Below are 24556 nucleotides of genomic sequence, written 5' to 3' on the forward strand. Positions count from 1 at the left end.
AGGCTGCGCGTTCATTTCGCCAGCACCCAGACCATGCTTCAACAATTTCTGCATGACTTCGGCTACTTTGCGCTGTTCCTAGGCACCTTCTTCGAAGGCGAAACCATTCTGGTTCTCGCAGGCTTCCTGGCGTTCCGTGGATACATGGATATCAACCTGGTGGTGGTCGTTGCCTTTTTCGGCAGCTACGCCGGCGACCAGTTGTGGTACTTCCTGGGGCGCAAGCACGGCCGCAAGCTGTTGGCACGCAAACCGCGCTGGCAATTGCTGGGCGATCGCGCGCTGGAACATATCCGCAAGCACCCGGACATCTGGGTGCTGAGCTTCCGCTTTGTCTACGGTTTGCGCACCGTGATGCCGGTGGCCATTGGCTTGTCGGGCTACCCGCCGGGGCGCTACCTGTTGCTCAACGGGATCGGCGCCGCCGTATGGGCCGCGGCACTTGGGGCTGCGGCTTACCATTTCGGCGCGGTATTGGAAGGCATGCTGGGCAGCGTCAAGAAGTATGAGCTGTGGGTACTGGGCGCACTGCTGGTGCTGGGCCTGGGCCTGTGGCTACGCCGGCGCATCAAGAACGCCCGCCTGACCCGTGAAGCCTGCGCCGCTGAAAAGGTTCGCCTGGCGGCAGGCGAACCGGAAAAAGCCGAAAAGCCTACGACGCCAGTCGAGTAAGCCGGTCTCTGCAACAGTAGAGGCCGATGCCGCTGAGCAAGCTGTAACTGACCAGGCCCAGCCAGCCCAAAGAGCTGGCCGGCCACAGCCCCACCAGCGGCGCCAACCACACCAATGGCACATTCAACGCCAGGCGCACCAGCTCGGCCTTCAGCGCCCACGGGCGATTCTCCAAAGCAACGCCAAGAGTGAACAACCCCAACGCCATCGCACTCCAGCCCAACACCAGGGCGGCGGTCGGCAAGCCCTCGCCAAAATTCATCAGATAGCTGCCAAACCCCACGTACGCGGCAAACTGCAGGGCGATGTATATCTGTTGGCGCCCATCCAGCGGCACCTCGAATTTGCGGAACTGGCTCAAGTCCGGCTTGGCCATCGGGTACTTCGCCGCCACATCCGCCGGGCGCCAGCCGGTGCGCATGAACCAGATACGCAGCTTGTCCCACCCGCTTTCAGTACGCCGCGCGTCACTCCACAGCTGTGCATAAAACTGCAGGTTGGCCCACAGCGGGTTCCAGCTGGCCAACGGCGTGGTCACGCCAAAGATCACCGGCTCGTTGTCGTCTTCTTCCTGGAAGGAGCCGAACAGGCGGTCCCAAATAATGAACACCCCGCCGTAGTTGCGATCCATGTAGAGAGCGTTCTGTGCGTGGTGGGCCCGATGATTGGATGGCGTGACGAAGAACCACTCGTACCAGCCGAGCTTGGGCACATGACGCGTATGCACCCAGAATTGATACAGCAGGTTGAGGGAAGCCACGCTGATAAACACCACCAGCGGCACGCCGAGTACGGCCAGCGGCAGGTAGAAGATCCAGCTCAGCAGGAAGCCGGTGCTGGTCTGGCGCAAGGCGGTGCTGAGGTTGTAGTCCTCGCTCTGGTGATGCACAGAATGGGCGGCCCAGAGGATGTTGCGCTCATGGCCCATGCGATGCAGCCAGTAGTAGCAGAAGTCGTAGAACACGAAGGCGAACACCCAGGTCCAGACGCTCTGGGCCGACAGTTCGATGATCGCCAGGTGCTTGAGGGCGAAGGCATAGGTGAGGATGCCCACCCCTTTGGTCAGCAGCCCTGTGGTGGTGGACAACACGCCGGTGCTGAGGCTGTTGATGGCGTCGGCCACCCGGTAGTTGCGCTGGCCGCGCCGGTAGTCGGCCAGCAGCTCGACCACAATCAAGGCAATGAAAAACGGTACCGCGTAAGGGACGAAGTCCATGGGCAAGTCCGGTCAATTATTGTTACATCTAGAGTAGGTGTAGCGGCTGGATATCCCATTGGCAATGAGTGACAAATGAGTAGACATTTAACGCCATGAATCAGGAGAAATGCCCATGAGCAAAAAGATTGCAGTGATCCTTTCCGGCTGTGGCGTGTACGACGGGGCCGAGGTTCATGAAAGCGTGATCACCCTGCTGCGCCTGGACCAGCGCGGTGCCGAGGTGCAGTGTTTTGCACCGAACATTGCCCAGTTGCATGTGATCAACCACCTGACGGGCGAGGAAATGCCCGAGTCGCGCAACGTGCTCGTGGAGTCGGCGCGCATTGCCCGAGGCGACGTGAAGGACATCCGTGACGCCAACGCCGAGGATTTCGACGCGCTGATCGTGCCCGGCGGGTTTGGTGCGGCAAAAAACCTGTCGAACTTTGCCGTGGAAGGCGCCGGCTGCAGCGTCAACCCGCAGGTGCTGGAACTGGCTGAGGCGTTTGCCGAAGCGGGCAAGCCAGTCGGGCTGATCTGCATCTCGCCGGCCCTCGCAGCGAAGATCTATGGCCCGGGCGTGACCTGCACCATCGGCAACGACGCCGACACCGCGGCCGCCATGGACAAGATGGGCGCTACCCACCAGGAGTGCGCGGTGGACGACATCGTTGAAGACAAGGCGCGCAAGTTGGTGAGCACCCCGGCCTACATGCTGGGCAAACGCATCAGCGAAGTGGCGTCAGGCATCAACAAGCTGGTGGACCGGGTGCTGGAGCTGACCCACGAGAACGACTAAGCCTTCATCAACCGGGTCAGAATCCGATCCAGTGAGTTGGCAAACGCCTGCTTCTCCTTGTCCCCATGGGGCGGCGGGCCACCGCCCATCTGGCCCTGCTCGCGCAGGTCGGTGAACAGGTTACGCACCGCCAGCCGCTCGCTCATGTTTTGCGGGCTGAACTCCTTGCCTCGCGGGTCCAGCGCCGTCACGCCCTTCTTCACCAGGCGGTCGGCCAGCGGCACATCGCTGCAGATCACCAACTCGCCGGGCGCCGCGTGCTCTACCAGGTAGTCATCGGCCGCGTCCGAGCCGCTGGGCACCACGATCAGCTTCACACACGCGAAGCTCGGCTTGATCTGGCTCTGCCCGGCCACCAGCACCACTTCAAACTGGCGCTTGAGGGCGAACTTCACCACCTGATCCTTGGCCGCCCGCGGGCAGGCGTCGGCATCGATCCACACGCGCATGGCTAGGCCACCACGCGGCGTTTTTCAGCCAGGCGGCTGCGGCCGTACAGCACCACAATCGCCAGGATGGCCACCGCCTGGGCACCCAACGAATACGCATCGGCGTGGATTCCCAGCCAGTCGAAGTCAAAGAACGCCACCGGCCGGGTACCGAAGATCCCGGCTTCCTGCAACGCCTTGACGCCATGCCCGGCGAACACCACCGACAGCGCGCACAGCAACGCCGCGTTGATGCCGAAGAACAGCGCCAGCGGCAGTTTCGCCGAGCCCCGCAGAATCACCCAGGCCAGGCCCACCAACAGCACCAGCGCCGTGGCACCACCAGCCAAAACCGCGTTGTGCCCGGCCGGGCCGGCCTGCAGCCACAGGGTTTCGTAGAACAGGATCACTTCGAACAGCTCGCGGTACACCGAGAAGAACGCCAGCATGGCAAAACCGAAGCGCCCGCCACCGCCCACCAGGCTGCTCTTGATGTAGTCCTGCCAGGCCGCTGCGTGACGGCGGTCGTGCATCCACACCCCCAGCCACAGCACCATCACACTGGCAAACAGCGCGGTGCAGCCTTCCAGCAACTCACGCTGGGCACCGCTGACGTCAATCACATACGCCGCCAACGCCCAGGTGGCCAAACCGGCCAACAGCGCCAGGCCCCAGCCGACGTTGACGCTGCGCACCGCCGATTGCTGGCCGGTGTTACGCAGGAACGCGAGGATCGCCGCCAGCACCAGAATCGCTTCCAGGCCTTCGCGCAGCAGGATCAGCAAACCGGAGATGTAACTCAGGGACCAACTCAGGCCATCGCTGCCCAGCAGCCCGGCAGATTCGGTGAGCTTGCCCTTGGCCACGTCCAGGCGCTGCTGGACCTGCTCGATCGGCAAACCGTCCTGCAACGACTGCCGGTAGGCCATCAGGGCCTTTTCGGTGTCCTTGCGCACGTTGGCGTCGACGTTGTCGAGGGAGCTTTCAACCAACTCGAAACCTTCCAGGTAAGCCGCTACCGAGAGGTCATAGGCCTGTTCATGCTCGCCGTTGCGGAAAGCGGCGAGGCTTTTGTCGAGGGTGGCCGCGGTGTAATCGAGCAACTGTGCCGGGCCACGCTTGACCTGTGGCGGTTGGGCGCGCTGGGCACGGAAGGTGGCGACGGCGTCCGGGCCTTCGGTGGCCAGCACTTCATTGGGGGTCTGGCGCGCAAGGTCGGCGAGGTTGAAGGACTTTTCGCTTTTCGCGGCAGCCGGGTCGGCGGTGAAGCCGGCGATGTAGGTGGCCAGGTCCCAGCGCTGGCGGTCGTCCAGTTGATCGGCGAAAGACGGCATGTCGGTGCCTTCCACGCCCAGCCCAAGGGTGTTGTAGATCGCGTAGAGGCTCAAGCGGTCGAGGCGTGCCGCGTCCCGCAGGTTGGCGGGCGGCGGGGTCATGCCGACGCTTGCCGGGCCATCACCCGCGCCGGTGGCGCCGTGGCACACCGAGCAGTTCTGGGCATACAGCGGCGCACCACGGGTCGGGTCGGGGGTAATGGCCGGGGCCTGGCTGACTTCATATGCCACCGCCAGTTTGGCGCCCAATTGCCGGGCCTGGTGGGCAACCGCCGCGCCATCCTGATGGGCCGTCACGGCTGCGAGCAGTTCATCCACGCCTTTTATCAGCTCGGCGCGCTCGGGTTTTTCCGGTAGCTCAGCCACCAACCCCTGCAAAACCCCAAGAAATTCCACCTGTTCGCGGTATTCCGAATCATCGATGACCTTGCCCGCCTCCACCGTCGGCGGGTAGTCCGCGCCGATGTAGTCCAGTAAATGCAGGGCCTGGGGGGCACCCTCGGCAGTTGCGGCCAGCAGGTTGAAACTGCACGACATCAACGCCGGCAACACCAGCCAGGCGAGAAAACGGAAGGGGGCAATCATGAATGAATCTCAAAGGGAAATACGAAGTAACACATTGTCAAACCTTAAGGGCTTTGACTCAAGGCGTTAGTGATTTTGGATGGGGGATTCCAACACTGAGGTAGTGGCATCTCATTGGAAAATGGACCCAAAAGGCCATTGTTTTGCCAGCAATGCGGCTTATAATGCCGCGCCTTCGTTATTGCGAAATGGCATTTTGGCTCCTCTTTTTATGAGGAATTGGCAGGACCGCTACGCGCTCCTGCCATGGGTGATTCGGCCCGACCAGCACATTCGGCCGATTACGTTCAGGGAAGAAGCTCTTCGATGGCATCTCGCGCCTTTACCTCGCTCGCGCTCGCGGCGGTCACGTTGTTGTCCGGTTGTTCGATGTTTCGCAGCTACGACACCGAGCTGCAAGCCACCAACCAGCAGTTGGCCACCGGCAATGTCGACGGCGCGCTGACCCTGCTTGAGAAGAACAACACCGGCGACGACAAGGACCTTCTCTACTACTTCGAAAAGGGCGAATTGCTGCGGGCCAAGGGCGACCTGACCGGCAGTCAGACCGCCTGGCGCAGTGCCGACCTGCAAGTCTACAAGTGGGAAGAATCGGTCAAGTTCGACACCGACAAGTACCTCGCACAGTTCGGCGCCTTCCTGGTCAATGACAAGGTCCGCCGCTACGAAGGCTACGACTACGAAAAAGTCATGCTCACCACGCAGATGGCCCTGAACCTGCTGGCACTGAATGACTTCGACGGCGCCCGCACCGAAATCAAGAAGACCCACGAACGCGAAGCGGTGATTGCAGACCTGCGGGACAAGGAATACCTCAAGAGCGAAAACGAAGCCGAGCGCCAGGGCATCGCGACCCAGTTCAAGGACCTGCGCGGCTACCCGGTGGAAAGCCTCAATGCCCCGGAAGTGGTGGGCCTGAAGAACAGCTACCAGAGTGCGTTCAGCCATTACCTGGCCGGTTTCGTCTACGAAGCGCTGGGCGAAAAGGACCTGGCCGCACCGGGTTATCGCAAGGCCGCCGAACTGCGCCCCAACACACCGCTGCTGGAGCAGGCCCTGCTCGACCTGGATAAATCCAAAGTCGGCGCCAATGAGACCGACGTGCTGATCGTGGTGCAAAGCGGCCTGGCACCGGCCCGCGACTCGATTCGCCTGCCCCTGCCGATCCCCATCGACGGCCACCTGGTGATCACCCCGCTGTCGTTCCCGGTGATCAAGCCCGACACCTCCACCGCGACCTTCGCCCAGATCGGTGTCGACGGCCAGCAGCAGAACCTCACCGCCCTCAACAGCACCACCGCCATGTCCCGCCGCGCCCTGCGGGATGACATGCCGGGCATCATCCTGCGCACCACCGTGCGCGCCGTCACTCGCGGTATCACCCAGAACAACCTGAACAAGACCAACCCGATGGCCGGCCTGGTACTCGGTATCGCCTCGGCCGTCACCGAAGGCGCCGACACCCGCACCTGGCGCACTTTGCCGGACATGACCCAGGTGACACGCCTGCGCCTCAAGCACGGCGAGCATCAGGTCAGCCTGCCCAACGCCCTGGGCGGCACGCTGGTGACGGTCAAGGCGGACCAGCGCTATCAGGTGATCACCCTGCGCGTGGTCGGCAACCAGGTATTCGCCGGCGGTCTTGCGGCCCACGTGGTGCAGAGCCATCCGCCGCAAGCAGTCGCCACTCTCAAACAACCTTAAGGAGCACGCTATGCGTCATTTCATCCTCGGCGCCCTGGCGCTGATCCTGCTGGCCGGCTGCGCCACCCCGCCACCGCCGGAACCCGGCAGCGCCGCGAGCAAAATCGTGGTGATGGGCAAGTTCAAGGGCATCGCCGTGGGCGCTATCCGCGTCGCCCGGGAAAACGGTTTCCTGACCGCCAAGGTGCAGCTGAGCAACATCACCAGCAGCAACCAAATGATGTATTACCGCTTTGCCTGGCTGGGCGCCGACGGCTTCCCGGTGGGCGACGAAGAGACCTGGAAGGTGCTGAACCTCTACGCAAACCAGGCGACCTTCCTGCCGGCCATCGCCAACCTGCCCCAGGCGGCGGACTTCCGTCTTGAAGTCAAAACCCCTTGAGCCGTCCACCCTTTTTAAGAGATTTCCCCATGTTTGCACGCTTCTCGTTCCTCGCCGTGGTGGCCGTTCTGGCCAGCGGCTGCGCCAACACCTCGCCGGTACTGGGCGGTAAAAACATCAGCTACGGCGACACCAAGGCCGTGGAACTGGTGACCAACGAGTTCGGTTCCACCGACCTGCAGATGATCGCCGAAAGCATGACCCGCTCCCTGGCACAGTCCGGCATTCTCCAGGGCCGCCCGGTGGTGCAGGTGTATGACGTGAAGAACAAGACCAGCGAGTACATCGACACCCGCGAGATCACCACGTCGATCAAGACCCAACTGATGAAGACCGGCACCGCCCGCTTCGCCAGCGACAACACCGACATGCAAAGCCAGGTCGACCAGTTGAAGTTGCAGAACCAGAGCGGCCTGTACAAGAAGTCCACCGTCAGCAAGACCGGCAACATGGTCGCTGCCAAGTACCGCCTGGAAGGCTCCATCAGCTCCATCGTCAAGCGCAGCTCGGACTACAAGGACGTGTTCTACAAATTCAGCCTGCAACTGGTTGACGTGGAAAGTGGCCTGGCCGAATGGATGGACGAAAAAGAAATCCGCAAGACCACGGAGCGCTAAGCAATGCGTGCATGGATTGGCATGATCGGCCTGCTGTGCGCCTTTGGCGCCTCGGCCGCACCGAAGATCGCGGTAACCGACCTGGCCTACGAGGCCCGGGTGGAGGAGTACATCCACCAGGTCGCGGCCAGCAACAACTTCCAGGCCAGCGCCTACAACGCCAGCGGCGGGTCGAGCTACAGCGAGTACGAAAGCCGTACCAGCTACATCGAGCAAACCGAACTGCGCAAGTTCAGCGGCGACATCAAGGGTGAAATCCTCAAGTCCCGGCAGTTCCAGCTGGTGCAGGGCACGCCTTACACGGCTGACGCCAAGGGCGATGTGTACGACGTGATCAAGCGGATCAAGGCCGGCAACTTCAAGGGCGCGGACTACGTGCTGTTCGGCACCTTGTCGGACATCGACTTCACCCAGGATGTGAATGCGCTGGACCACACCAACAGCTATTCGGTGGTGCTGGGCCTGACGCTGGTGGCAGATTTCAGCCTGATCAACACCCGCACCTTTGAAATCACCTCGGCGTTTACCGCCATGGGCGAAGGCCAGGACACCAAGCTGGTGAACAACCGTGACGTGCGCGTGAGCCTGAACCGGCCGCGTGTGGTGCGGGAAGTGTCGAAGGCGTTGGGAGAGCATGTGGCACGGCAGTTGGCCGAACAACTCGGCGGTGGTTATCAGGAAGCACCTGGGCAGCCTGCATTGCGCAATAACCTGCCACGGGATGAAGCGCCGAAGATCTTGCGCTGATTACCAAACGCACGGGCAACGCAAAACCAATGTGGGAGCTGGCTTGCCTGCGATGCAGACGCCTCGGTGTATCAGTTACACCAGGGTGACGCTATCGCAGGCAAGCCCGCTCCCACATGTTTGATCCGGTTTGGTCAGTTACGCCGTTGCGCGATGCAAGCTGGCCAGGAACCCCGCCGCGCCCACGAACAACCCGGCAAACGTGCGGTTCATGCGTTTCTGCTGCTTCGGTGTGCGCAACAGGCGCAACACTTTCGAGGCCAGCCCGGTGTAGCCGGCCATCACGATCATGTCCACGCAGATCATTGTCGCGCCCAGGATCAGGTATTGATTCAGCAGCGGCGCCTGCGGGTTCACGAACTGCGGCAACACCGCCAGCATGAACACCAGCGCCTTGGGGTTGCTGGCGTTGACCAGGAACCCACGGAACATCATCGCCATCGGCTTGCCGATCGGGCGAATCGCCGCGTCATCGCTAAGGTCGGTGGGCAGCGCGCGCCATTGCTTGATGGCGAGATACACCAGGTAAGCCACGCCGAACCATTTGATCGCATAGAACGCCGTGGAGGATGCCGCGAGAATCGCGCCGAGGCCGCCGGCCACCACGGCGATTTGCATCGCCAGGCCCAGTTGCAGGCCCAGGGCATTCCAGTACCCGCGCAGGAAACCGTATTGCAGGCCGCTGGACATCGACGCAATGGCGCCAGCGCCAGGAGAGAGACTGATGATCCAACTGGCCAGGAAAAAGGCCAGCCACGTGTCGAGTGCCATTACCCACCTCAGAGCTTAGTTTGTTGAATGTTTCTAAACTAACGCTGCCGGCCGAGAAATGGCTACAAAAATTTTGGGGTTGCGCCTTTGTGGCGAGGGAGCTTGCTCCCGCTGGGCTGCGCAGCGGCCCCAAAAAAAGCCGGGAGCAAGCTCCCTCGCCACAGGTTAAGGCAGCACGTCACTGCCGCGCCAACGGCGCACCGAGCGCTGGAAGAACAGGCTATTGGGCACTTGCACCATGACGCTGCCCGTGCCGGCCTCTTCGACTTCGATCAGCGTGGTGTAGAGCAGGTTGATCGCGACCACCCGGCCTTTGACGCCGGGCTTGTCGACCGTGTCCACCAACTCGACCACATCACCGAGGCGAAACGGCCCAACGGTGAAGATCAGGATGGCGCACAGCAGGTTGGACAACACCGACCACATGGCGAAGAACGCCACCGCCGCCACCGCCACAAACCCTGACAACGCCGTCCACAACACCGTGGCGGACACGCCCAGGCGCTCCAGCACAAAGATCAGTGCACTGCCCATGATCAGCCAGCGCAGGCCGCCGCGCAGGGGCATCAGCAACTGCGGCGGGAACGGATAACGTTCCCCCAGCCGGTTCAGGCACTTGGCGACGAAACGCTGGGCGAAATAGCCGGCCAGCAGGATCAGCAGAATTTGCACGGCCACCCAGATCGGCGCGACCCATTGTGCCGGCAGCGGCAGTTGCAGCGCTTCCATCAGGACAGCGCCTCCAGCTCCGCCTGCAAGGACTCCAGCAGTTCGAGGGCTTCCATCCAGGTCTCCTCCAACTGCGCTTCACGCACCTTGAGCTTGGCCTGTTCGGCCAGCAAATCGCGCAATTCATCCTTGCGGGCCGGCTCGTACACGGCGCTGTCACCAAGGCTGGTTTCGATCTTCGCCAGCTTCTCGTGGATCTTGCCCAACTCGGCTTCCAGCTTGTCGGCTTCGCGCTTGTGCGGGGCCAGTTGCTGGCGCAATGCAGCGGCAGCCTGGCGCTGGGCCTTCTTGTCGGTCTTGTCCGGGTTGACCGGCGTATTGCTGACCGGCGCGTTGCGCAAGCGGTAGTCCGACAGCCAACGGGCGTAGTCTTCCAGGTCGCCGTCGAATTCCTCGACCTTGCCGTCAGCCACCAGCAGGAAGTTATCGGTCGTGCTCTTGAGCAGGTGCCGATCGTGAGACACCACCAACACCGCGCCGCTGAACTCTTGCAGGGCCATGGTCAGCGCGAGGCGCATTTCCAGGTCCAGGTGGTTGGTCGGTTCATCGAGCAGCAACAGGTTTGGCCGGTCCCAGGCGATCAACGCCAGGGCCAGACGGGCCTTTTCGCCACCGGAGAAATTCAGCACCGGCTCGTCGATGCGCGCACCACGGAAGTCGAAACCGCCGAGGAAGTCCCGCAGGGTCTGTTCGCGTTCGGTCGGCGCCAGGCGTTGCAGGTGCAGCAGCGGGCTGGCCTTGGCGTCGAGGGAGTCCAGCTGATGCTGGGCGAAGTAGCCCACCACCAGGTTCTCACCGCGCACCAGGCGACCGGCCAGGGGCTGCAATTCGCCCGAGAGGTTTTTGATCAGGGTCGACTTGCCCGCACCGTTGGGGCCGAGCAGGCCGATCCGCGCGCCGGGGGTGAGCTGCAACTTGACCTTTTCAAGGATGGTCTTGTCGCCATAACCCAGGCGGGCGTCGGACAGGTCCAACAATGGGCTGGAAATTTTCACCGACTCGCGGAACACAAAGTCGAACGGTGAATCGACGTGGGCCGCCGACAGTTCTTCCATGCGCTCCAGGGCCTTGATGCGGCTCTGGGCCTGACGGGCCTTGGTGGCCTGGGCCTTGAACCGGGCGATGTAGCTTTCCATGTGCGCGCGTTGCGCCTGCTGCTTCTCGTAGGCCTGCTGTTGCTGGGCCAGGCGTTCGGCACGGGCGCGCTCGAAGGCGCTGTAGCCGCCGCGGTACAGGGTGATTTTCTTCTGGTCGACGTGGGCAATGTTGTCCACCACGGCGTCGAGGAAATCCCGGTCGTGGGAAATCAGCAGCAAGGTGCCCGGGTAACTTTTCAGGAAGTCTTCCAGCCACAGGATCGCATCGAGGTCCAGGTGGTTGGTCGGCTCATCGAGCAGCAACAGGTCCGACGGGCACATCAGCGCCTGGGCCAGGTTCAGGCGCATGCGCCAGCCGCCGGAGAAGTCGGCGACGGGGCGATCCATCTGTTCGTTGGTAAAGCCCAGGCCGGCAAGCATCTTGCGGGCGCGGGCGTCGGCGGTGTAGCCGTCGGCGCTGTCCAGTTCCGAGTGCAGGCGGGCCTGTGCGGCGCCGTCCTGGGCTTTCTCGGCCTCGGCGAGGTCGTGTTGCACCTGGCGCAGGCGCAGGTCGCCATCGAGCACGTAGTCGATCGCAATGCGGTCGAGGGTGTCGATCTCCTGGCGCATATGGGCGATGCGCCAGTCGGCGGGCAGCAGACAATCCCCGGAGTCGGGCGTCAGCTCACCCAGCAGCAAGGCGAACAACGTGGATTTGCCGGCGCCGTTGGCACCGATCAGGCCGGCTTTGTGACCGGCGTGCAGGGTCAGCTCGGCGTCTTCAAGAAGACGTTGCGGGCCACGCTGTAATGTTAGGCTTTGAAGTCGGATCATAATGGCGGCGGAGTCTACCAGCTTCGTTGGCCGCTGGCTTGGGTGTGAATATGTGCGCTGACCTGTGGAGCTTTGCCCTCTCGACTTACGCCCGCCCGGGCGTCGAGGACGCGTGCCTGCGCTTGCAGGCGCAAGGGGCTGATGTGTGCCTGGTGTTGTGCGGGCTATGGCTGGAGCAACGTGCTGTGGCGCCGCAGCCGTCGCGTTTGCAGGCACTGCGGCAAATAGCCGGGCCGTGGCAGGCCGAGGTGGTTGAACCGCTGCGGCAGGTACGCACGCAATGGCGGGCCATGGCGCAGCACGACGCTGAGCTGGGAGCGTTGCGGGAACAGGTCAAGGCTTTGGAACTGGAAGCAGAGCGGCTGCTCTTATCGCGCCTGGAAGACGTGGCGCAGGGTTGGCCGAGGGCCGAGGGGGAGCTCAAGCGTGGCTTGAAGGACTGGCGGCCGAAGCCGCCAACCTTGACCACGACGCGCTGCATCAGCTGCGCGCCGCAGTCACCGGCACTTAGGAAGCGCTGGTTGGGGTGACGCTTGGCGCTGCCGGTGCAGGCGTGCTGCTGGCCGAAGCGGTTGGCGCTGCGGTGCTGGCAGCAGGTGCGGCCGGGGTCGCAGGCTTTGCAGCTGGCGTCGCTGGCTTGGCCGGTGCAGGCTTGGCGGCTGCTGGTTTTGCGGCTGGCTTGACCGCTGGTTTTGCAGCAGCTGGCTTGACGGCCGGCTTGGCAGCAGCAGGCTTAGCAGCTGGTTTTGCGGCGGCAGGTTTAGCCGCTGGCTTGGCAGCTGGTTTCGCAGCAGCGGTTTTAGCCGCTGGCTTGGCGGCTGGTTTTGCAGCAGCAGGTTTAGCAGCCGGCTTGGCAGCTGGTTTCGCAGCAGCAGGTTTAGCTGCTGGCTTGGCAGCTGGTTTCGCAGCAGCAGTTTTAGCCGCTGGCTTGGCAGCTGGTTTCGCAGCAGCCGTTTTAGCCGCTGGCTTGGCAGCTGGTTTCGCAGCAGCAGTTTTAGCCGCTGGCTTGGCTGCCGGTTTCGCAGCAGCAGTTTTAGCGGCTGGCTTGGCAGCCGGTTTCGCGGCAGCAGTTTTAGCCGCTGGCTTGGCCGCCGGTTTCGCAGCAGCAGTTTTAGCAGCTGGCTTGGCTGCCGGTTTGGCAGCAGCAGTTTTAGCGGCTGGCTTCGCAGCCGGTTTCGCAGCCGGTTTCGCGGCAGCAGTTTTAGCAACTGGCTTGGCCGCCGGTTTTGCAGCAGCAGTTTTAGCGGCTGGCTTGGCAGCAGCAGTTTTGGCAGCCGGTTTAGCCGGTGCTTTTACCGCAGGCTTGGTCGCAGCTTTTGCAGGTGCCTTAGCGGCGACTGCCTTGCTGGCTGGCTTTTTCGCCGCGCTGGCTGCAACGGCTTTAGCCGGAGCACGGGCGCTCAGTACTTTGCCGACAGCTTCCTTCACACGACCAACGCCCTGAGCCAGTTTCAGGCTCTCGGAAGCATCACGCTTGAGTTGGGAAATGTAGGTGCGGGTTTCGGATTGACGATCCTTGAGGGCGTCGAGCAAGTCCTCAAGTTCTTTGACGGCGTCCTTGGCTTTGGCTTGTGCCTTGGCTTTGCCAGCGGTCGCTGCGCCTTGCAGTTTGGTACGGGATTTGTGCAGTTTTTCCTGAGCTTTGCCGCGTTGCTTTTCCAGCTTGGCGAGCAACTTCTCAGCATCAGCCAAGGCTTGTGAACAAGCGCTTTCCAAATGTTCGAGCAGGCTGCCCGAAAGTTGTTGGAGCAAATGCAACGGGGTATTTACAGGCTTCTGTTTGGCCGACATGGTTTACCTCCTGGCTGACGTGGGTGCGGCTCATACTAGCCCTCTGCTCTTACCGCCGCTAGGGCATGTTGACAGTATCGATTGGCTTGCGTTGCACCGCACGAAAATTCTTATCGATATAACGAAAAACCACGCCACTTTTTAAGCATTCACACTGGCATAATCCATCGCACTTTCGGCTGGAGAACGCCCATGTCGCGTTACCTTTTTTTAGTGTTGAGCGTGGCGCTTTCAGTGGCCAACGCGAGCGAGAAATCCCCGTCCAAAGATGACCACGACCTGGCCTACAGCCTGGGCGCGAGCCTGGGTGAACGCCTGCGCCAGGAGATGCCGGGCCTGCAAATGGAGGCGTTGATCGACGGCCTCAAACAGGCCTACCAAGGCAAGCCGCTGGCCCTGGACGACACACGCATCGAACAGATTCTTGCCCAGCACGAAGCGCAAAACGCACCAGACAATCGCGCCCCCCAAAGTGAAAAGGCACTCGCGGCCGAGCAACAATTTTTAGCCAGCGAGAAATCCAAAAGTGGTGTGCGCGAATTGGCAGACGGCATCCTGCTGACCGAACTGGCCCCTGGCACCGGGAAAAAGCCGGCGGCCGATGATCGCGTGCAAGTGAATTATGTGGGGCGGTTACCCGACGGGACCGTCTTCGACAAGAGCACACAGCCGCAGTGGTTTCGTCTGGACAGTGTGATCAGCGGCTGGCGCAGCGCGTTGCAACAGATGCCGGTGGGCGCGAAATGGCGCCTGGTGATTCCATCCAGCCAAGCCTATGGCGCTGACGGCGCTGGCGAGTTGATCCCGCCTTATACGCCGCTGGTATTCGAGATCGAATTGCTCGGCGCGGGTGCCTGAACCCCAACGAAAAACGGTGCGCAATGCGCACCGTTTTTTTGTGTTGCGGCGAGTCAGGCCTTGGCCGTCAACTCTTCCTTGTGAGCGTTGTGCAGCACTTCGATCAGGCAATCTTCCAGCTCGAAACGCTCATGAAGCAAACCGCCCAACTCTTTGAATTTTTCTGCAACACACTTGCCGGCATCACACAGGTCATTGAAGGCCAGCAGCTTCTCGGTAATAACGTCGATGCGCGGGTAAATCGTCTCGGCCAGGTCCAGGCCACGTTGATCGTCGAAGGCCTCGGCCTCTTTGGTCAACTGCTCGTAGACACCGAAGTGCCCCGCAGAGACGTAGTCCACCAGTACGCCGCAGAATTCCTGCAATGGCTTGCGGTTCTCGCTTAGCGCTTCGGGCTTGGCACCGAGAGCATCAAAGGCCCGAACCAGTTCGTGACGCGCTTTCAACCAACCATCGATCAGTTTGTGCACCCCACCCCAGCGTTCCTGAGCATTCTGACAACTTTCCAGCATGATGATCTCTCTTCCCTATAGGGGCGCCGCCCGCTGCCCGCGCAACACTTCAAGGTTAAAGCGGCCACCGGGCAAAGGTGCATCGAACAGTCTGTTTCAATAACGCGTGCGGGCCAGATTATGCCCGCACGACTATGGCATCAAGGTACGCAGGAGAGAAAGTTCATACAAGTGTTTAATCCCTTCCTACAACCAGCGGGCACCTGTCAGTGCCGAGCAAGACCAAAACGCTGGCTCAGCAGCAACCGTGAGAACTGCGCCACGCCAAGGATCAACATGGCGACGAAGAACAACAGGCTCCACTCGGGAATACTCAAGTCGAACAGCGTCCAGTTGATTTCCACGCAGTCGACGGTGCCCTTGAAGATCAGCGCTACCGTCTCCCGAAGCGACAGGTTCTCGATCATGTATTCGAGGCCGGGCCAACAGGCAGGCAACTGCTCCGGCGGCGTATTCTGCAGCAGCACCTGCCGTACAGCAGTAATAGCCCCCAATACGGCGCAGCCCATGCTCGCCAGCCAATACAGGTAGATCCCGGACCGCCTGGGCCCGTGAATCGCTGCCACCAGATTGATCAGCGTGAAGGCAGCCACAAGAATGCGTTGCACCTGGCACAGGAAACAAGGACGCAGAAGCGCGGCGTATTCCAGGTAAAAGGACGCGCCCAGCGTCAGCGCACCGGCCAAAAAAGCCAGGAGGAACAGGGAGCGTGAGGGGGCCAAAGACATTGTTTATCCGCAACGCAAGAGATAGGTAGTTACGGTAGAGGAAAGGCCTTACCCCTTTCAATACGCGCCGGAGCAGACGATTCCGCGAGAGCGTAGGGATATCCCGTCAGAAGTGGAGCGATTAAACGCTCGTCTGCGTAGGAGTTTACTACAAGCCGTATTGACTACAGCTATTCGGCGATATTGAAGGGTTGGCAGCAGGACAGTTCTGAGCCAACCCTTACGCTGATTCCTACGTCAAACCCGCGCCGGCACCGGCAGCGGTGCCGCCAGCAAACGCTTGTCCAGCAAGCCCAGGCCTTCCTGGAACAACTGGTTGCTGCGCTCGGTGTCGCCCAACTGCGCCAGCAAGCGTGCCAGTTCAGCGCAGGCTTCCGGGTTGCGTTGTACCTGCAAGCTGCTTTCCAGATAGTCCCGCGCCTTACCCCACAAGCTGTTTTGCAGGCACAGGCGGCCAAGGGTCAGCAGCAGGCTGGCATCGCCCGGATGGTCCTTGAGCCAGCCTTCGGCAAACTTCAACTGCTTCGCCGGGTCGCTGCCACGCAGCAATCCGTAGAGCCTGATCAGGTGGCTGTCGTACTCGCGCTTGAGCGCACCGCGCAGCACTTCTTCGGCCTTGGCGTCCGCGCTCAATTGACGCAGCTGTTCGGCGTAAGCCAGCACCAGTTGCGGCTCCTGGCGCTGGGCCGAAGTCAGTTGCTGCCACGCCCGCTCAAGGGATTGCTGGCCAGCCTCACCCTGCTCTTCGCGCTGGGCCGCCAACGACAGGTTCTCGCCCCAGGCGCGACGCTCGAGGTCGGCCAACTCGGCAGGTGGCAGCACCTTGTCCTTGCGCAGTTCCGGCAGCAGCCGAATCACCGAAGACCAGTCACCGCGCTGTTGATACAGGCGCTGCAACTGGCGCAGTACCTGGACGTTATGCGGGTGACGCTCATGCATGGCTTGCAAGGTGACCAGCGCACCCTCGGTGTCGCCACGGTCCACCTGCAACTGCGCATGACTCAACGCCACCGCCAGTTCGGCCTGGGGCTGGCGCTCAAGCGCGCGCTCCAGCAGGCCGTCTGCCTCTTCATAACGCCCCTGTTCGTTGGCCGCGCGGGCAGCGCCGAGGTAATACAGCAAGGGCTGGCGTTCGGCTTCGGCGGCACGGTGCAAGTGACGCTCGGCACTCGCCCAGCGCCCTTCGGCGAGGTCCATCTGGCCTTGCTCGATGGCGACCTGGACCCGACGGCTGCGATTGCGCCGCGACCACGGGTTGACCACACCACCCGAGGTCAGCACCAGGCCCAACAGCGCCCTGACCAGGTAGATCGCCAGGCCGATGGCAAACAACGCCACCAGCGTCGACCACAGCCCGGACTCGTAATGCAGCACATGGGGATAGGTAATCAGCACGTAGCCGGTGTGTTTCGAAATGCCCACAGCCAGCGCCAGGGCGATCGCAATCGCCAGCACCAGGATCACGTAGAAACGCTTCATCGGCCTTACTCCTGGGTCGCCGGCTTGCCAGCGGAAGCCTTGGCTTCTTCGGCAGACAGGTGGCGACGGTCAAGGTAAGCCTGCACGGCAGCCAGGCTCGCGGCCAGGTCTGGCGTCACCACCGAGACGGCCTTGGGCTCGAGCTCGGCAATACGCGCCAGCATGGCTTTGCTTTGCGGGTTGTCTTGATTGAAGTTGTCCTGCAACACGCTGCGGGCCTCGCCCAGGGATCGGCTATACACTGCCGGCTCGCCATTGAGCGCTGCCCACTGGGCCTGCTCCAGCGCCAGGCTCAGGGCCAGGCGGACCTGGTTCAGGCCCTGCCCCGCCAAGAGCGGGCGAATGTTGTCATCGGGGTTGAAGTCGATGCGGAAATACCGCGAGATCTGCTCCCACCACTGGCTCCAGCGGTTGTCCGTATCGGTGGTCGGACGGCCCTCATTGGCGGCTTCCGGGAGCTGGTATTCCGGAGCGATGGCCGCCAGTTGCACGACCTGGTCGCGCAAGGCGGCCAGTTGCAGGTACAGCCCGGTGCGGTCCGGCTGTTCGATATTGCGCAGGGCGGCGAGGCTCTTGGCCAACTGCTCACGCGCGGCATAGGAGCCCGGGTCGCTCTGCTCGCGGAGGATTTCGTCAGCGCCCTGGACCAGCGCCTGAGCGCTGTTGATGTCCTGCAAGGCGGAAAGCCGCAGGCTGGCCAGGCGAATCAGGTGCTCGGCTTCGGCCAGGCGCCAGTCCTGGCGGCTGGCCCCCAACACGGTTTCCAGGCGCTGGCTCAAGCGCTGTTGATCACCCTGCAATTGCGCCACCAACCGACGGCGCTCTTCCAGTTCATCAGCGCCTGGCAGTTGCCCCAAGCGTGCCGACAGCTGCTGCTGGCTTTGCTTGAGGCTCTGGGATTGATCGTCCAGGGTTTGCACTTGGCCCAGCTGTTGCTGGCTGCTCGCCTGCAGTGCGCGGACCTGCCAGATCCCCCACCCACCGGCGGCAACGCCAGCAGCACCGAGCAACAAGGCCACGATAGCCAGGCCGTTGCCACGGCGCGGGGCGGTGACCGGGGTCTCAACAGGCGCTTCAAGCGCGGGCTGAGCTTCATCTTTAGGCAAGGCTGTTTCGCTCACGTATCCATCCTTTGCGTATTAGAGAGTGGGAACGGAATGACTCCGTAACGCCACTAACAAAGCCGCGGCACTGGCGCCACGACAATCCACAACTTCTTGCGCGCCAGCGGCACGCGCCATCTCGGCGACTCGCGGGCTGGGCACGAACAACGGCAGCCGGGCCACCAGGGGCCAATCTGCGCCGGCCAGGGCTTGCAGGTGTAAAAAACCCTGCCCACTGCTGACCACCACGCCGTTCAAGCGTTCCACGTTTATGCACTGGGTCAGGGTTGCACTGTCGTAATCCGGCAGGAAACGGCGATACAACTCCAGATAGTCGACACTAGCACCTTGCTCGCGTAAACGCTCAGCCAGCAGCTCTCTGCCGCCCTCGCCCCGCAGGATCAGCACCCGCGCCCCGGGCCGTGCGACAGCCTCGCGCAAGGCGGCCAGCTCAAGCAAGGCCTCACTGTCATCGCCCTGCTCGGGATAGCTGACATCGAGGCCGTGGTCGGCCAGCACCTGCGCCGTAGCAGCGCCGACGGTAAACCACGGCAACGCGGGTGGTTGTGGCCAGTGTTGAGCCAACAACTGCAAGCCCAGACGCGCCGCCGGCTTGCTCACCACGATCACTGCGCTATAGCGGTCCAGCGCGCGAAAAGCCGCCTGCTGTTCAGCCGTGACAGGCAGCGCCTCAATCTCCAGCAACGGCAGGCTGCTGCTGAAAATACCTTCCTCGGATAACGTCGCCGCCAGGGCTGCCGACTCCTCGGCAGGCCGCGTCAGCAGCACACGCCATTGCGTCACTGCGGACCGGCCTCGCCGTACACCGCTTGCAGAATGGCACCGGCGCCTTTTTCGAGCAGTTCTTCGGCGACTTTGATGCCAAGGCTGGTCGCCTCGCTTTGCGGCCCACGAATTTCGGCAGTGAGCAGCAACCCGCCACTCGGGTCGCCCACCAGGCCGCGCAGCCAGAGGTTCTCGCCCTCAAGCACGGCGTAGCAGGCGATGGGCACCTGGCAACCACCGTTGAGGTGCTTGTTCAGGGCCCGTTCGGCGGTGACGCGAATTTCGGTGTCGTGGTGGTCCAGAGGCTTGAGCAGCGCATGAATTTCGCTGTCGGCGGTGCGACATTCGATACCCACGGCGCCCTGCCCGCCAGCCGGCAAGCTGTCTTCGACGCTGATGGCCGAGGTGATGCGGTCTTCAAAGCCCAGGCGAATCAGGCCGGCCGCCGCGAGGATGATCGCGTCATATTCACCGGCATCCAGCTTGGCCAGGCGCGTATTGACGTTGCCCCGCAGGAAGCGGATTTGCAGGTCCGGACGACGGGTCAGCAACTGTGCCTGGCGACGCAGGCTGGAGGTGCCGACGATGCTGCCCAGCGGCAGTTCGTCCAGAGAGGCGTAGGTGTTGGAAACGAAGGCATCGCGCGGGTCTTCACGCTCGCAGATGCAAAACAGGCCCAGGCCTTCAGGGAAGTCCATGGGCACGTCTTTCATCGAATGCACGGCGATGTCGGCTTCGTTCTCCAGCAGCGCGGTTTCCAGTTCCTTGACGAACAGGCCCTTGCCGCCGATTTTCGACAGTGGCGAATCAAGCAGCTTGTCGCCGCGACTGACCATGGGCACCAGGGACACCTTGAGGCCGGGATGGGCTTGCTCAAGGCGTGCTTTGACGTACTCGGCCTGCCATAAGGCCAGGGCGCTTTTACGGGTGGCGATGCGGATTTCGCGAGAGGACATGGATCAATCCGTACTGAATAGATACGGCAGATAATAACAGCTCAGGCTAATGCGCTTTGATTTGAATCAGCAAGTGCGGGGCCTCCCTGGCCGCGTCGCACCGGGATATGGGGGTGAAGCTCGCGTCAGCCCTCGGGCTAAAGCTGCTGCATCATCTTGCGCACACCGGCGACATGGCGCCGGCTGACGATCAAGGCGTCGCCATTGAGGCCTTTCAGGAACAGCTGAAAGTGCCCAAGCGGCGTGCGCTGCAGGCGCTCGATACGCTCGCGGGCCACCAGCGCGTTGCGGTGGATGCGCACAAAGCGGTCGCCAAATTCATCTTCCAGGGCTTTGAGCGGCTCATCGAGCAGCACTTCACCGGCCTCGTGACGCAAGGTCACGTACTTGTGATCGGCGATGAAATAGACCACCTGGTCCAGGGGAATCAGCTCGATGCCCTTGCGGGTACGGGCGCTGATATGGCTGCGCGGCCCGTTGCCGCTTTGCGCTGCGGGCTGGGTCAGGGCGGCGAGCTGGACACGATTGGGGCGTTCGGCCTTCTTCAAGGCGCGAAGCAATGCATCGGCATTGATCGGCTTGACCAGGAAGCTGACACCGCTGGCGTCCAGAGTCTCGGCAGAGAACTCATCCTGGGAAGCGCACAGCACCACCGAAGGCGGCGATTCTCGCTCGCTCAGGCGGGCAGCCACCTGCAAGCCATCAAGGCCCGGCATGCGAATGTCGAGCAAAACGACATCCGGCTTGAGGCTGTCAATAAGGGCCAAGGCTTCCTCGCCACTGGTGGCGTTCGGCTCAAGGACACTGTAACCCTCGAGTTCACTGACCAAACGGCTCAGTCGCTCGCGGGCTTGGGGTTCGTCATCAACGATCAGGACATTCATATTGCGCTGGATTCCTGCGTGAGTCTCGCACAAGGATAGCGTAGACAGGTGCGGTGACTTCCGTCACGGCGATCCACGCTAAGACTAGCGCGAGCGGCAAAAAGTGCCCCGAGAGTGGCACCAATATTTACCCGGACCTGTTCAATCGCGCCCAAAGCCTGCTGCCTTCGGGCATCGTCGTAGGGTTTGCTGATACACAATACGAACACCCCCTCTCTAATGGATAGCCTGGAGTTCGACCTCATCGCCTGGCATTGGTGCAGTGCACCTTCTGTCAGCGCGACGCTCTATCAGTGCAACTGTAGACGCTCGCGAAGACGATATTGCTCAATCGTCAAATATCGTTTCAATAAACACGCTTTGTCAGGCCCAGGACCGTACGTTTTAAACCCCCGTTCGGTCCTGGCTCCAGTCTCGTCCTGCGCGAGGCCGGCGGCAAGGCACTTAGCCATCTTGGAAACAAATAAAAATGCCGCGCCCCGGCATCATCGCCTCCGGGGGCAACCCTGTTATTATCGGCGCCACACTTTCATGCCCTCTTTCCAGCAGATCACGAGCGAATCCATGAGCACCGACAAGACCAACCAGTCCTGGGGCGGCCGCTTCAGTGAACCCGTCGACGCCTTCGTCGCGCGCTTCACCGCCTCCGTCACCTTCGACCAGCGCCTCTACCGCCACGACATCATGGGCTCGATCGCCCACGCCACGATGCTCGCCAAGGTCGGCGTGCTGACCGACGCCGAGCGCGACAGCATCATCGACGGCCTGACCACCATCCGTGGCGAGATCGAAGCCGGCACCTTCGACTGGCGCGTCGACCTGGAAGACGTGCACATGAACATCGAGGCCCGCCTCACCGACCGCATCGGTGTGACCGGCAAGAAACTGCACACCGGTCGCAGCCGTAACGACCAGGTGGCCACCGATATCCGCCTGTGGCTGCGGGACGAGATCGACCTGATCCTGGCGGAAATCACCCGCCTGCAAAAAGGCCTGCTGGAACAGGCAGAGCGTGAATCCGGCACCATCATGCCCGGCTTCACCCACCTGCAAACCGCGCAGCCCGTGACCTTCGGCCACCACCTGCTGGCCTGGTTCGAAATGCTCAGCCGTGACTACGAGCGCCTGGTGGACTGCCGCAAGCGCGCCAACCGCATGCCCCTGGGCAGCGCTGCACTGGCCGGCACGACCTACCCGATCGACCGCGAATACACTGCGCAACTGCTGGGTTTCGACGCCGTGGGCGGCAACTCCCTGGACGGTGTTTCGGACCGTGACTTCGCCATCGAATTCTGCGCCGCGGCCAGCATCGCGATGATGCACCTGTCGCGTTTCTCCGAAGAACTGGTGCTGTGGACCAGCGCGCAATTCCAGTTCATCGACCTGCCGGACCGCTTCTGCACCGGCAGCTCGATCATGCCGCAAAAGAAAAACCCCGACGTGCCGGAACTGGTACGCGGCAAAAGCGGCCGTGTCTTCGGCGCGCTGATGGGCCTGCTGACCCTGATGAAAGGCCAGCCGCTGGCCTACAACAAGGACAACCAGGAAGACAAGGAACCGCTGTTCGACGCCGCCGACACCCTGCGCGACTCGCTGCGGGCCTTTGCCGACATGATCCCGGCGATCAAGCCCAAGCACGCCATCATGCGTGAAGCGGCCCTGCGCGGTTTCTCCACCGCCACCGACCTGGCGGACTACCTGGTACGCCGTGGCCTGCCGTTCCGCGACTGCCACGAAATCGTTGGGCATGCCGTGAAATACGGTGTGGACAGCGGCAAGGACCTGGCGGAAATGAGCCTGGAAGAACTGCGCAAGTTCAGCGACCAGATCGAACAGGACGTGTTTGCTGTGCTGACTCTGGAAGGGTCGGTGAATGCCCGTAACCATGTCGGCGGGACTGCACCGGCGCAGGTGAAGGCGGCCGTTGCTCGCGGCCAGGCATTGCTCGCCAGCCGCTAACCCCAAGGTAAGTACCCCGGCAAATAAGGGCGAACACTGAACCTGTGGCGAGGGAGCTTGCTCCCGTTGGATTGCGCAGCAGTCCCATTTTTGGGGCCGCTTCGCTGCCCAACGGGAGCAAGCTCCCTCGCCACAAAAGCAGTCTTTATTTCTTGGCAGCAATCATCGCCATAAACGCCGGCATCGCCGCTTCCTTGTCCGCCGCCACCCGCTGGGCATTCGGCAGCGCCTGCAAGCGCGCCAACAAGTCCTTGGCCTTCGGCAACTCAGCCAGCAAGTCCAGCCCGAACAGCTTCCCGGCCACGGCGCAGGCCAGGTCGACGCTGTACACAAAATACAAATCCGCAATCGTGAAGCTGTCCCCCGCCACATACGGCGCGAACTTGCCGTGTCGCCCCAACGATGCGACCCCCAGCAATAACTCCGTCCTGGACTTTTCCTTGATCGCCTCCGGCACCGGCATCCCGAAAAACGCCTCGGCGAAGCACGCCCGGGCTGGCAGCTCGATGTACAACTCAATTTCCCTGCACAACGCCAGCACCTGAGCGCGCTGGAACGCATCGCTCGGCAGCAGCGAACGGCCGCCCTGGGTCTGTTCGAGGTATTCGAGGATCACGCTGGTTTCGTTGATGAACCCTTGCTCGACACCCAGCACCGGCACCTTGCCCCGCGGGCTCACAGCCAGCGCTTCAGGGGTCTGGCCTGCATAGAACGGCACCTCTTCGAAGGGCAGCCCTTTCTCCAGCAGTGCCAGTTTGACCATGTTGTAGTAGTTACTGACCGAAAATCCATAAAGCTTGAGCATCACAAAGCCTCCAGGCCGTGTACGGGGTTGGCAGCAGTGGTTATAGATCGGGATGCCGCGCCTGACCAGCAGCATCACCCGAGTGAATGGGGGTAGACTGGCGCCCTTTCCTCCAGGAGCCTGCCATGAGCGAGCCAACCGATATCGACAACGACGAAGAAGAGTTCGCCGAGACCACCTTGATTGAAGCGATCGAAAACCAGATCGAAAGCGACAACCCGCCTGCCGCCAAAGCCACGTTCAACAAGCTGACCCTGGTGGGCTACGAGCGCGAAGACATCCTGCAAATGATGGCCCACGTACTCGCCATCGAAATCGACGCCCTGCTCGAAGAAGACCGCGCTTTCAATACCGAATGGTATGAAACTGCCTTGCGTGCACTGCCCGAGCTGCCGCCCGAGAAGCAATAAGCCCGACACCGCGCTGGCCAGCAAACTCTTGCTGGCCACAATCCTGCCCTACATCAACGCCGCATGAGTTCCGACTGGACAGGCCGCCAAAGTGCGTTCACCTTATGGCTGCTAACGTCTAAAAATTCCTAGAAAGTCTGGAGTCCTTATGTCGTATACCCCTGAGTTGGTTGCCGAACTGGAAATCCTTGCACTCTTCAACCTGGGCAGCTCCCAGGAAGGTCTGAAAGTTCATCAGACTGCCGCTCCCACTGCCATTGCAGCTGCCCGGCGCCTGTTTGATAAAGACCTGATCGACCAGCCAGACGGTGGTTACCTCACCAGCCTCGGCCGGGATGCTGCCGAACACGCACAAAGCCTGCTGACTATTCTGACGACCGCTAAAGAAGCCGCCTGACACCTCGTATCG

Annotated in this window: 24 protein-coding genes and 2 pseudogenes; 11 read left to right on the forward strand and 15 right to left on the reverse strand. The window is 62.0% G+C overall.

The genetic code is table 11. The features are described 5' to 3' along the window. Positions 1-33 precede the first annotated feature (33 nt). The gene (locus JFV30_RS27825) at positions 34-672 is read left to right on the forward strand and encodes a DedA family protein (RefSeq protein ID WP_010167968.1); all 639 of its coding nucleotides are present in this window, start codon (positions 34-36) and stop codon (positions 670-672) included. Here JFV30_RS27825 and JFV30_RS27830 read toward each other — a convergent pair. Next, positions 653-1888 (reverse strand): sterol desaturase family protein, encoded by a 1236-nt coding sequence (locus tag JFV30_RS27830; protein WP_010167970.1) that lies wholly within the window; start codon positions 1886-1888, stop codon positions 653-655. The two genes, JFV30_RS27825 and JFV30_RS27830, sit on opposite strands and share 20 nt — an antisense overlap. Positions 1889-2003: 115 nt before the next feature. Between JFV30_RS27830 and elbB the strand changes: the two genes are divergently transcribed. After that, positions 2004-2669 (forward strand): isoprenoid biosynthesis glyoxalase ElbB, encoded by a 666-nt coding sequence (gene elbB, locus JFV30_RS27835; protein ID WP_201125669.1) that lies wholly within the window; start codon positions 2004-2006, stop codon positions 2667-2669. On the opposite strand, the gene JFV30_RS27840 is transcribed toward elbB, so the two are convergent. Next, the gene (locus JFV30_RS27840) at positions 2666-3118 is read right to left on the reverse strand and encodes a YaiI/YqxD family protein (RefSeq protein ID WP_201125670.1); all 453 of its coding nucleotides are present in this window, start codon (positions 3116-3118) and stop codon (positions 2666-2668) included. The genes elbB and JFV30_RS27840 overlap by 4 nt on opposite strands. 2 nt (positions 3119-3120) lie before the next feature. Next, positions 3121-5016: an FTR1 family protein gene (locus JFV30_RS27845; RefSeq protein WP_201125671.1), complete on the reverse strand. Its 1896-nt coding sequence runs from the start codon at positions 5014-5016 to the stop codon at positions 3121-3123. 306 nt (positions 5017-5322) lie between these two features. Here JFV30_RS27845 and JFV30_RS27850 point away from each other — a divergent pair, with 306 nt between their 5' ends. From JFV30_RS27850 to JFV30_RS27865, 4 genes are read left to right on the forward strand one after another with little or no spacing between them, the layout of a single operon-like run. Then, positions 5323-6720, forward strand: a complete 1398-nt coding sequence (locus JFV30_RS27850) for a COG3014 family protein (RefSeq protein ID WP_201125672.1) — start codon at positions 5323-5325, stop codon at positions 6718-6720. A 10-nt stretch (positions 6721-6730) separates the two neighbouring features. Continuing rightward, on the forward strand, positions 6731-7102 hold the full coding sequence (locus JFV30_RS27855; protein ID WP_003214024.1) for a YcfL family protein: 372 nt from the start codon (positions 6731-6733) through the stop codon (positions 7100-7102). A 29-nt stretch (positions 7103-7131) separates the two neighbouring features. Continuing rightward, a complete protein-coding gene (gene lpoB, locus JFV30_RS27860; RefSeq protein WP_010167979.1) occupies positions 7132-7719 on the forward strand; it encodes a penicillin-binding protein activator LpoB in 588 nt (195 codons plus the stop codon). Between the two features lie 3 nt (positions 7720-7722). Beyond that, entirely contained in the window at positions 7723-8466 is a 744-nt protein-coding gene (locus tag JFV30_RS27865; RefSeq protein WP_201125673.1) for a penicillin-binding protein activator LpoB, read from the forward strand. Between the two features lie 138 nt (positions 8467-8604). Here JFV30_RS27865 and JFV30_RS27870 read toward each other — a convergent pair whose 3' ends face one another. The 3 genes from JFV30_RS27870 to JFV30_RS27880 all read right to left on the reverse strand — a co-directional run bounded on the left by JFV30_RS27870 (position 8605) and on the right by JFV30_RS27880 (position 11876). Beyond that, positions 8605-9237, reverse strand: a complete 633-nt coding sequence (locus tag JFV30_RS27870; RefSeq protein WP_003208844.1) for a LysE family transporter — start codon at positions 9235-9237, stop codon at positions 8605-8607. A 165-nt stretch (positions 9238-9402) separates the two neighbouring features. Further along, complete coding sequence (locus JFV30_RS27875) at positions 9403-9966, reverse strand: mechanosensitive ion channel family protein (RefSeq protein WP_010167981.1); 564 nt, start codon at positions 9964-9966, stop codon at positions 9403-9405. Next, a complete protein-coding gene (locus JFV30_RS27880; protein ID WP_003208841.1) occupies positions 9966-11876 on the reverse strand; it encodes an ATP-binding cassette domain-containing protein in 1911 nt (636 codons plus the stop codon). Before JFV30_RS27880 ends, JFV30_RS27875 begins: the two co-directional genes overlap by 1 nt. Positions 11877-11926: 50 nt before the next feature. Between JFV30_RS27880 and JFV30_RS27885 the strand changes: the two are divergent. Next, a pseudogene (locus JFV30_RS27885) lies at positions 11927-12387 on the forward strand (TIGR02444 family protein). A 287-nt stretch (positions 12388-12674) separates the two neighbouring features. Here JFV30_RS27885 and JFV30_RS27890 read toward each other — a convergent pair. Further along, positions 12675-13667 (reverse strand): annotated as a pseudogene (locus JFV30_RS27890) (AlgP family protein); the annotation flags it as partial. A 192-nt stretch (positions 13668-13859) separates the two neighbouring features. On the opposite strand from JFV30_RS27890, the gene JFV30_RS27895 reads away from it, so the two are divergent. Then, on the forward strand, positions 13860-14525 hold the full coding sequence (locus JFV30_RS27895; protein WP_010167988.1) for an FKBP-type peptidyl-prolyl cis-trans isomerase: 666 nt from the start codon (positions 13860-13862) through the stop codon (positions 14523-14525). Between the two features lie 53 nt (positions 14526-14578). Here the strand turns inward: JFV30_RS27895 and JFV30_RS27900 are convergent, their stop codons facing one another. The 7 genes from JFV30_RS27900 to JFV30_RS27925 form a co-directional block, all read right to left on the reverse strand. Beyond that, positions 14579-15037 (reverse strand): Rsd/AlgQ family anti-sigma factor, encoded by a 459-nt coding sequence (locus JFV30_RS27900; protein WP_008439329.1) that lies wholly within the window; start codon positions 15035-15037, stop codon positions 14579-14581. A 206-nt stretch (positions 15038-15243) separates the two neighbouring features. Beyond that, a complete protein-coding gene (locus JFV30_RS27905) occupies positions 15244-15765 on the reverse strand; it encodes a disulfide bond formation protein B (RefSeq protein ID WP_201125675.1) in 522 nt (173 codons plus the stop codon). A gap of 237 nt (positions 15766-16002) precedes the next feature. After that, positions 16003-17244, reverse strand: a complete 1242-nt coding sequence (locus JFV30_RS27910; RefSeq protein WP_201125676.1) for a heme biosynthesis protein HemY — start codon at positions 17242-17244, stop codon at positions 16003-16005. A gap of 5 nt (positions 17245-17249) precedes the next feature. Continuing rightward, positions 17250-18365 (reverse strand): uroporphyrinogen-III C-methyltransferase, encoded by a 1116-nt coding sequence (locus JFV30_RS33320; RefSeq protein WP_275963998.1) that lies wholly within the window; start codon positions 18363-18365, stop codon positions 17250-17252. Positions 18366-18383: 18 nt separating this feature from the next. After that, positions 18384-19151 (reverse strand): uroporphyrinogen-III synthase, encoded by a 768-nt coding sequence (locus JFV30_RS33325; protein ID WP_275963999.1) that lies wholly within the window; start codon positions 19149-19151, stop codon positions 18384-18386. Further along, a complete protein-coding gene (gene hemC, locus JFV30_RS27920; protein WP_010168001.1) occupies positions 19148-20089 on the reverse strand; it encodes a hydroxymethylbilane synthase in 942 nt (313 codons plus the stop codon). The genes JFV30_RS33325 and hemC overlap by 4 nt, the downstream gene beginning before the upstream one ends. Positions 20090-20226: 137 nt before the next feature. After that, the gene (locus JFV30_RS27925) at positions 20227-20973 is read right to left on the reverse strand and encodes a LytR/AlgR family response regulator transcription factor (RefSeq protein WP_010168003.1); all 747 of its coding nucleotides are present in this window, start codon (positions 20971-20973) and stop codon (positions 20227-20229) included. A 564-nt stretch (positions 20974-21537) separates the two neighbouring features. Here JFV30_RS27925 and argH point away from each other — a divergent pair. Further along, positions 21538-22932, forward strand: coding sequence for an argininosuccinate lyase (gene argH / locus JFV30_RS27930; RefSeq protein WP_201125677.1), 1395 nt, complete (start codon positions 21538-21540; stop codon positions 22930-22932). A 145-nt stretch (positions 22933-23077) separates the two neighbouring features. Here the strand turns inward: argH and JFV30_RS27935 are convergent, their stop codons facing one another. Then, complete coding sequence (locus JFV30_RS27935) at positions 23078-23737, reverse strand: glutathione S-transferase family protein (protein WP_201125678.1); 660 nt, start codon at positions 23735-23737, stop codon at positions 23078-23080. A gap of 125 nt (positions 23738-23862) precedes the next feature. Here JFV30_RS27935 and JFV30_RS27940 point away from each other — a divergent pair, with 125 nt between their 5' ends. Both JFV30_RS27940 and JFV30_RS27945 read left to right on the forward strand, forming a co-directional pair. Beyond that, complete coding sequence (locus JFV30_RS27940; RefSeq protein ID WP_003208814.1) at positions 23863-24147, forward strand: hypothetical protein; 285 nt, start codon at positions 23863-23865, stop codon at positions 24145-24147. A gap of 148 nt (positions 24148-24295) precedes the next feature. Then, positions 24296-24544: a TIGR02647 family protein gene (locus JFV30_RS27945; protein ID WP_003208812.1), complete on the forward strand. Its 249-nt coding sequence runs from the start codon at positions 24296-24298 to the stop codon at positions 24542-24544. Positions 24545-24556 lie beyond the last annotated feature (12 nt).

Origin of the sequence: Pseudomonas sp. TH32 (assembly GCF_016650855.1) — a bacterium.
GTDB lineage: Bacteria > Pseudomonadota > Gammaproteobacteria > Pseudomonadales > Pseudomonadaceae > Aquipseudomonas.

What these genes read in the sequence shown, in the direction of transcription:
- JFV30_RS27825 (WP_010167968.1), top strand. Translation starts at nt 34, where the DNA reads ATGCTTCAACAATTTCTGCATGACTTCGGCTACTTTGCGCTGTTCCTA.
- JFV30_RS27830 (WP_010167970.1), bottom strand. Translation starts at nt 1,888, where the DNA reads ATGGACTTCGTCCCTTACGCGGTACCGTTTTTCATTGCCTTGATTGTG.
- elbB (WP_201125669.1), top strand. Translation starts at nt 2,004, where the DNA reads ATGAGCAAAAAGATTGCAGTGATCCTTTCCGGCTGTGGCGTGTACGAC.
- JFV30_RS27840 (WP_201125670.1), bottom strand. Translation starts at nt 3,118, where the DNA reads ATGCGCGTGTGGATCGATGCCGACGCCTGCCCGCGGGCGGCCAAGGAT.
- JFV30_RS27845 (WP_201125671.1), bottom strand. Translation starts at nt 5,016, where the DNA reads ATGATTGCCCCCTTCCGTTTTCTCGCCTGGCTGGTGTTGCCGGCGTTG.
- JFV30_RS27850 (WP_201125672.1), top strand. Translation starts at nt 5,323, where the DNA reads ATGGCATCTCGCGCCTTTACCTCGCTCGCGCTCGCGGCGGTCACGTTG.
- JFV30_RS27855 (WP_003214024.1), top strand. Translation starts at nt 6,731, where the DNA reads ATGCGTCATTTCATCCTCGGCGCCCTGGCGCTGATCCTGCTGGCCGGC.
- lpoB (WP_010167979.1), top strand. Translation starts at nt 7,132, where the DNA reads ATGTTTGCACGCTTCTCGTTCCTCGCCGTGGTGGCCGTTCTGGCCAGC.
- JFV30_RS27865 (WP_201125673.1), top strand. Translation starts at nt 7,723, where the DNA reads ATGCGTGCATGGATTGGCATGATCGGCCTGCTGTGCGCCTTTGGCGCC.
- JFV30_RS27870 (WP_003208844.1), bottom strand. Translation starts at nt 9,237, where the DNA reads ATGGCACTCGACACGTGGCTGGCCTTTTTCCTGGCCAGTTGGATCATC.
- JFV30_RS27875 (WP_010167981.1), bottom strand. Translation starts at nt 9,966, where the DNA reads ATGGAAGCGCTGCAACTGCCGCTGCCGGCACAATGGGTCGCGCCGATC.
- JFV30_RS27880 (WP_003208841.1), bottom strand. Translation starts at nt 11,876, where the DNA reads ATGATCCGACTTCAAAGCCTAACATTACAGCGTGGCCCGCAACGTCTT.
- JFV30_RS27895 (WP_010167988.1), top strand. Translation starts at nt 13,860, where the DNA reads ATGTCGCGTTACCTTTTTTTAGTGTTGAGCGTGGCGCTTTCAGTGGCC.
- JFV30_RS27900 (WP_008439329.1), bottom strand. Translation starts at nt 15,037, where the DNA reads ATGCTGGAAAGTTGTCAGAATGCTCAGGAACGCTGGGGTGGGGTGCAC.
- JFV30_RS27905 (WP_201125675.1), bottom strand. Translation starts at nt 15,765, where the DNA reads ATGTCTTTGGCCCCCTCACGCTCCCTGTTCCTCCTGGCTTTTTTGGCC.
- JFV30_RS27910 (WP_201125676.1), bottom strand. Translation starts at nt 17,244, where the DNA reads ATGAAGCGTTTCTACGTGATCCTGGTGCTGGCGATTGCGATCGCCCTG.
- hemC (WP_010168001.1), bottom strand. Translation starts at nt 20,089, where the DNA reads ATGTCCTCTCGCGAAATCCGCATCGCCACCCGTAAAAGCGCCCTGGCC.
- JFV30_RS27925 (WP_010168003.1), bottom strand. Translation starts at nt 20,973, where the DNA reads ATGAATGTCCTGATCGTTGATGACGAACCCCAAGCCCGCGAGCGACTG.
- argH (WP_201125677.1), top strand. Translation starts at nt 21,538, where the DNA reads ATGAGCACCGACAAGACCAACCAGTCCTGGGGCGGCCGCTTCAGTGAA.
- JFV30_RS27935 (WP_201125678.1), bottom strand. Translation starts at nt 23,737, where the DNA reads ATGCTCAAGCTTTATGGATTTTCGGTCAGTAACTACTACAACATGGTC.
- JFV30_RS27940 (WP_003208814.1), top strand. Translation starts at nt 23,863, where the DNA reads ATGAGCGAGCCAACCGATATCGACAACGACGAAGAAGAGTTCGCCGAG.
- JFV30_RS27945 (WP_003208812.1), top strand. Translation starts at nt 24,296, where the DNA reads ATGTCGTATACCCCTGAGTTGGTTGCCGAACTGGAAATCCTTGCACTC.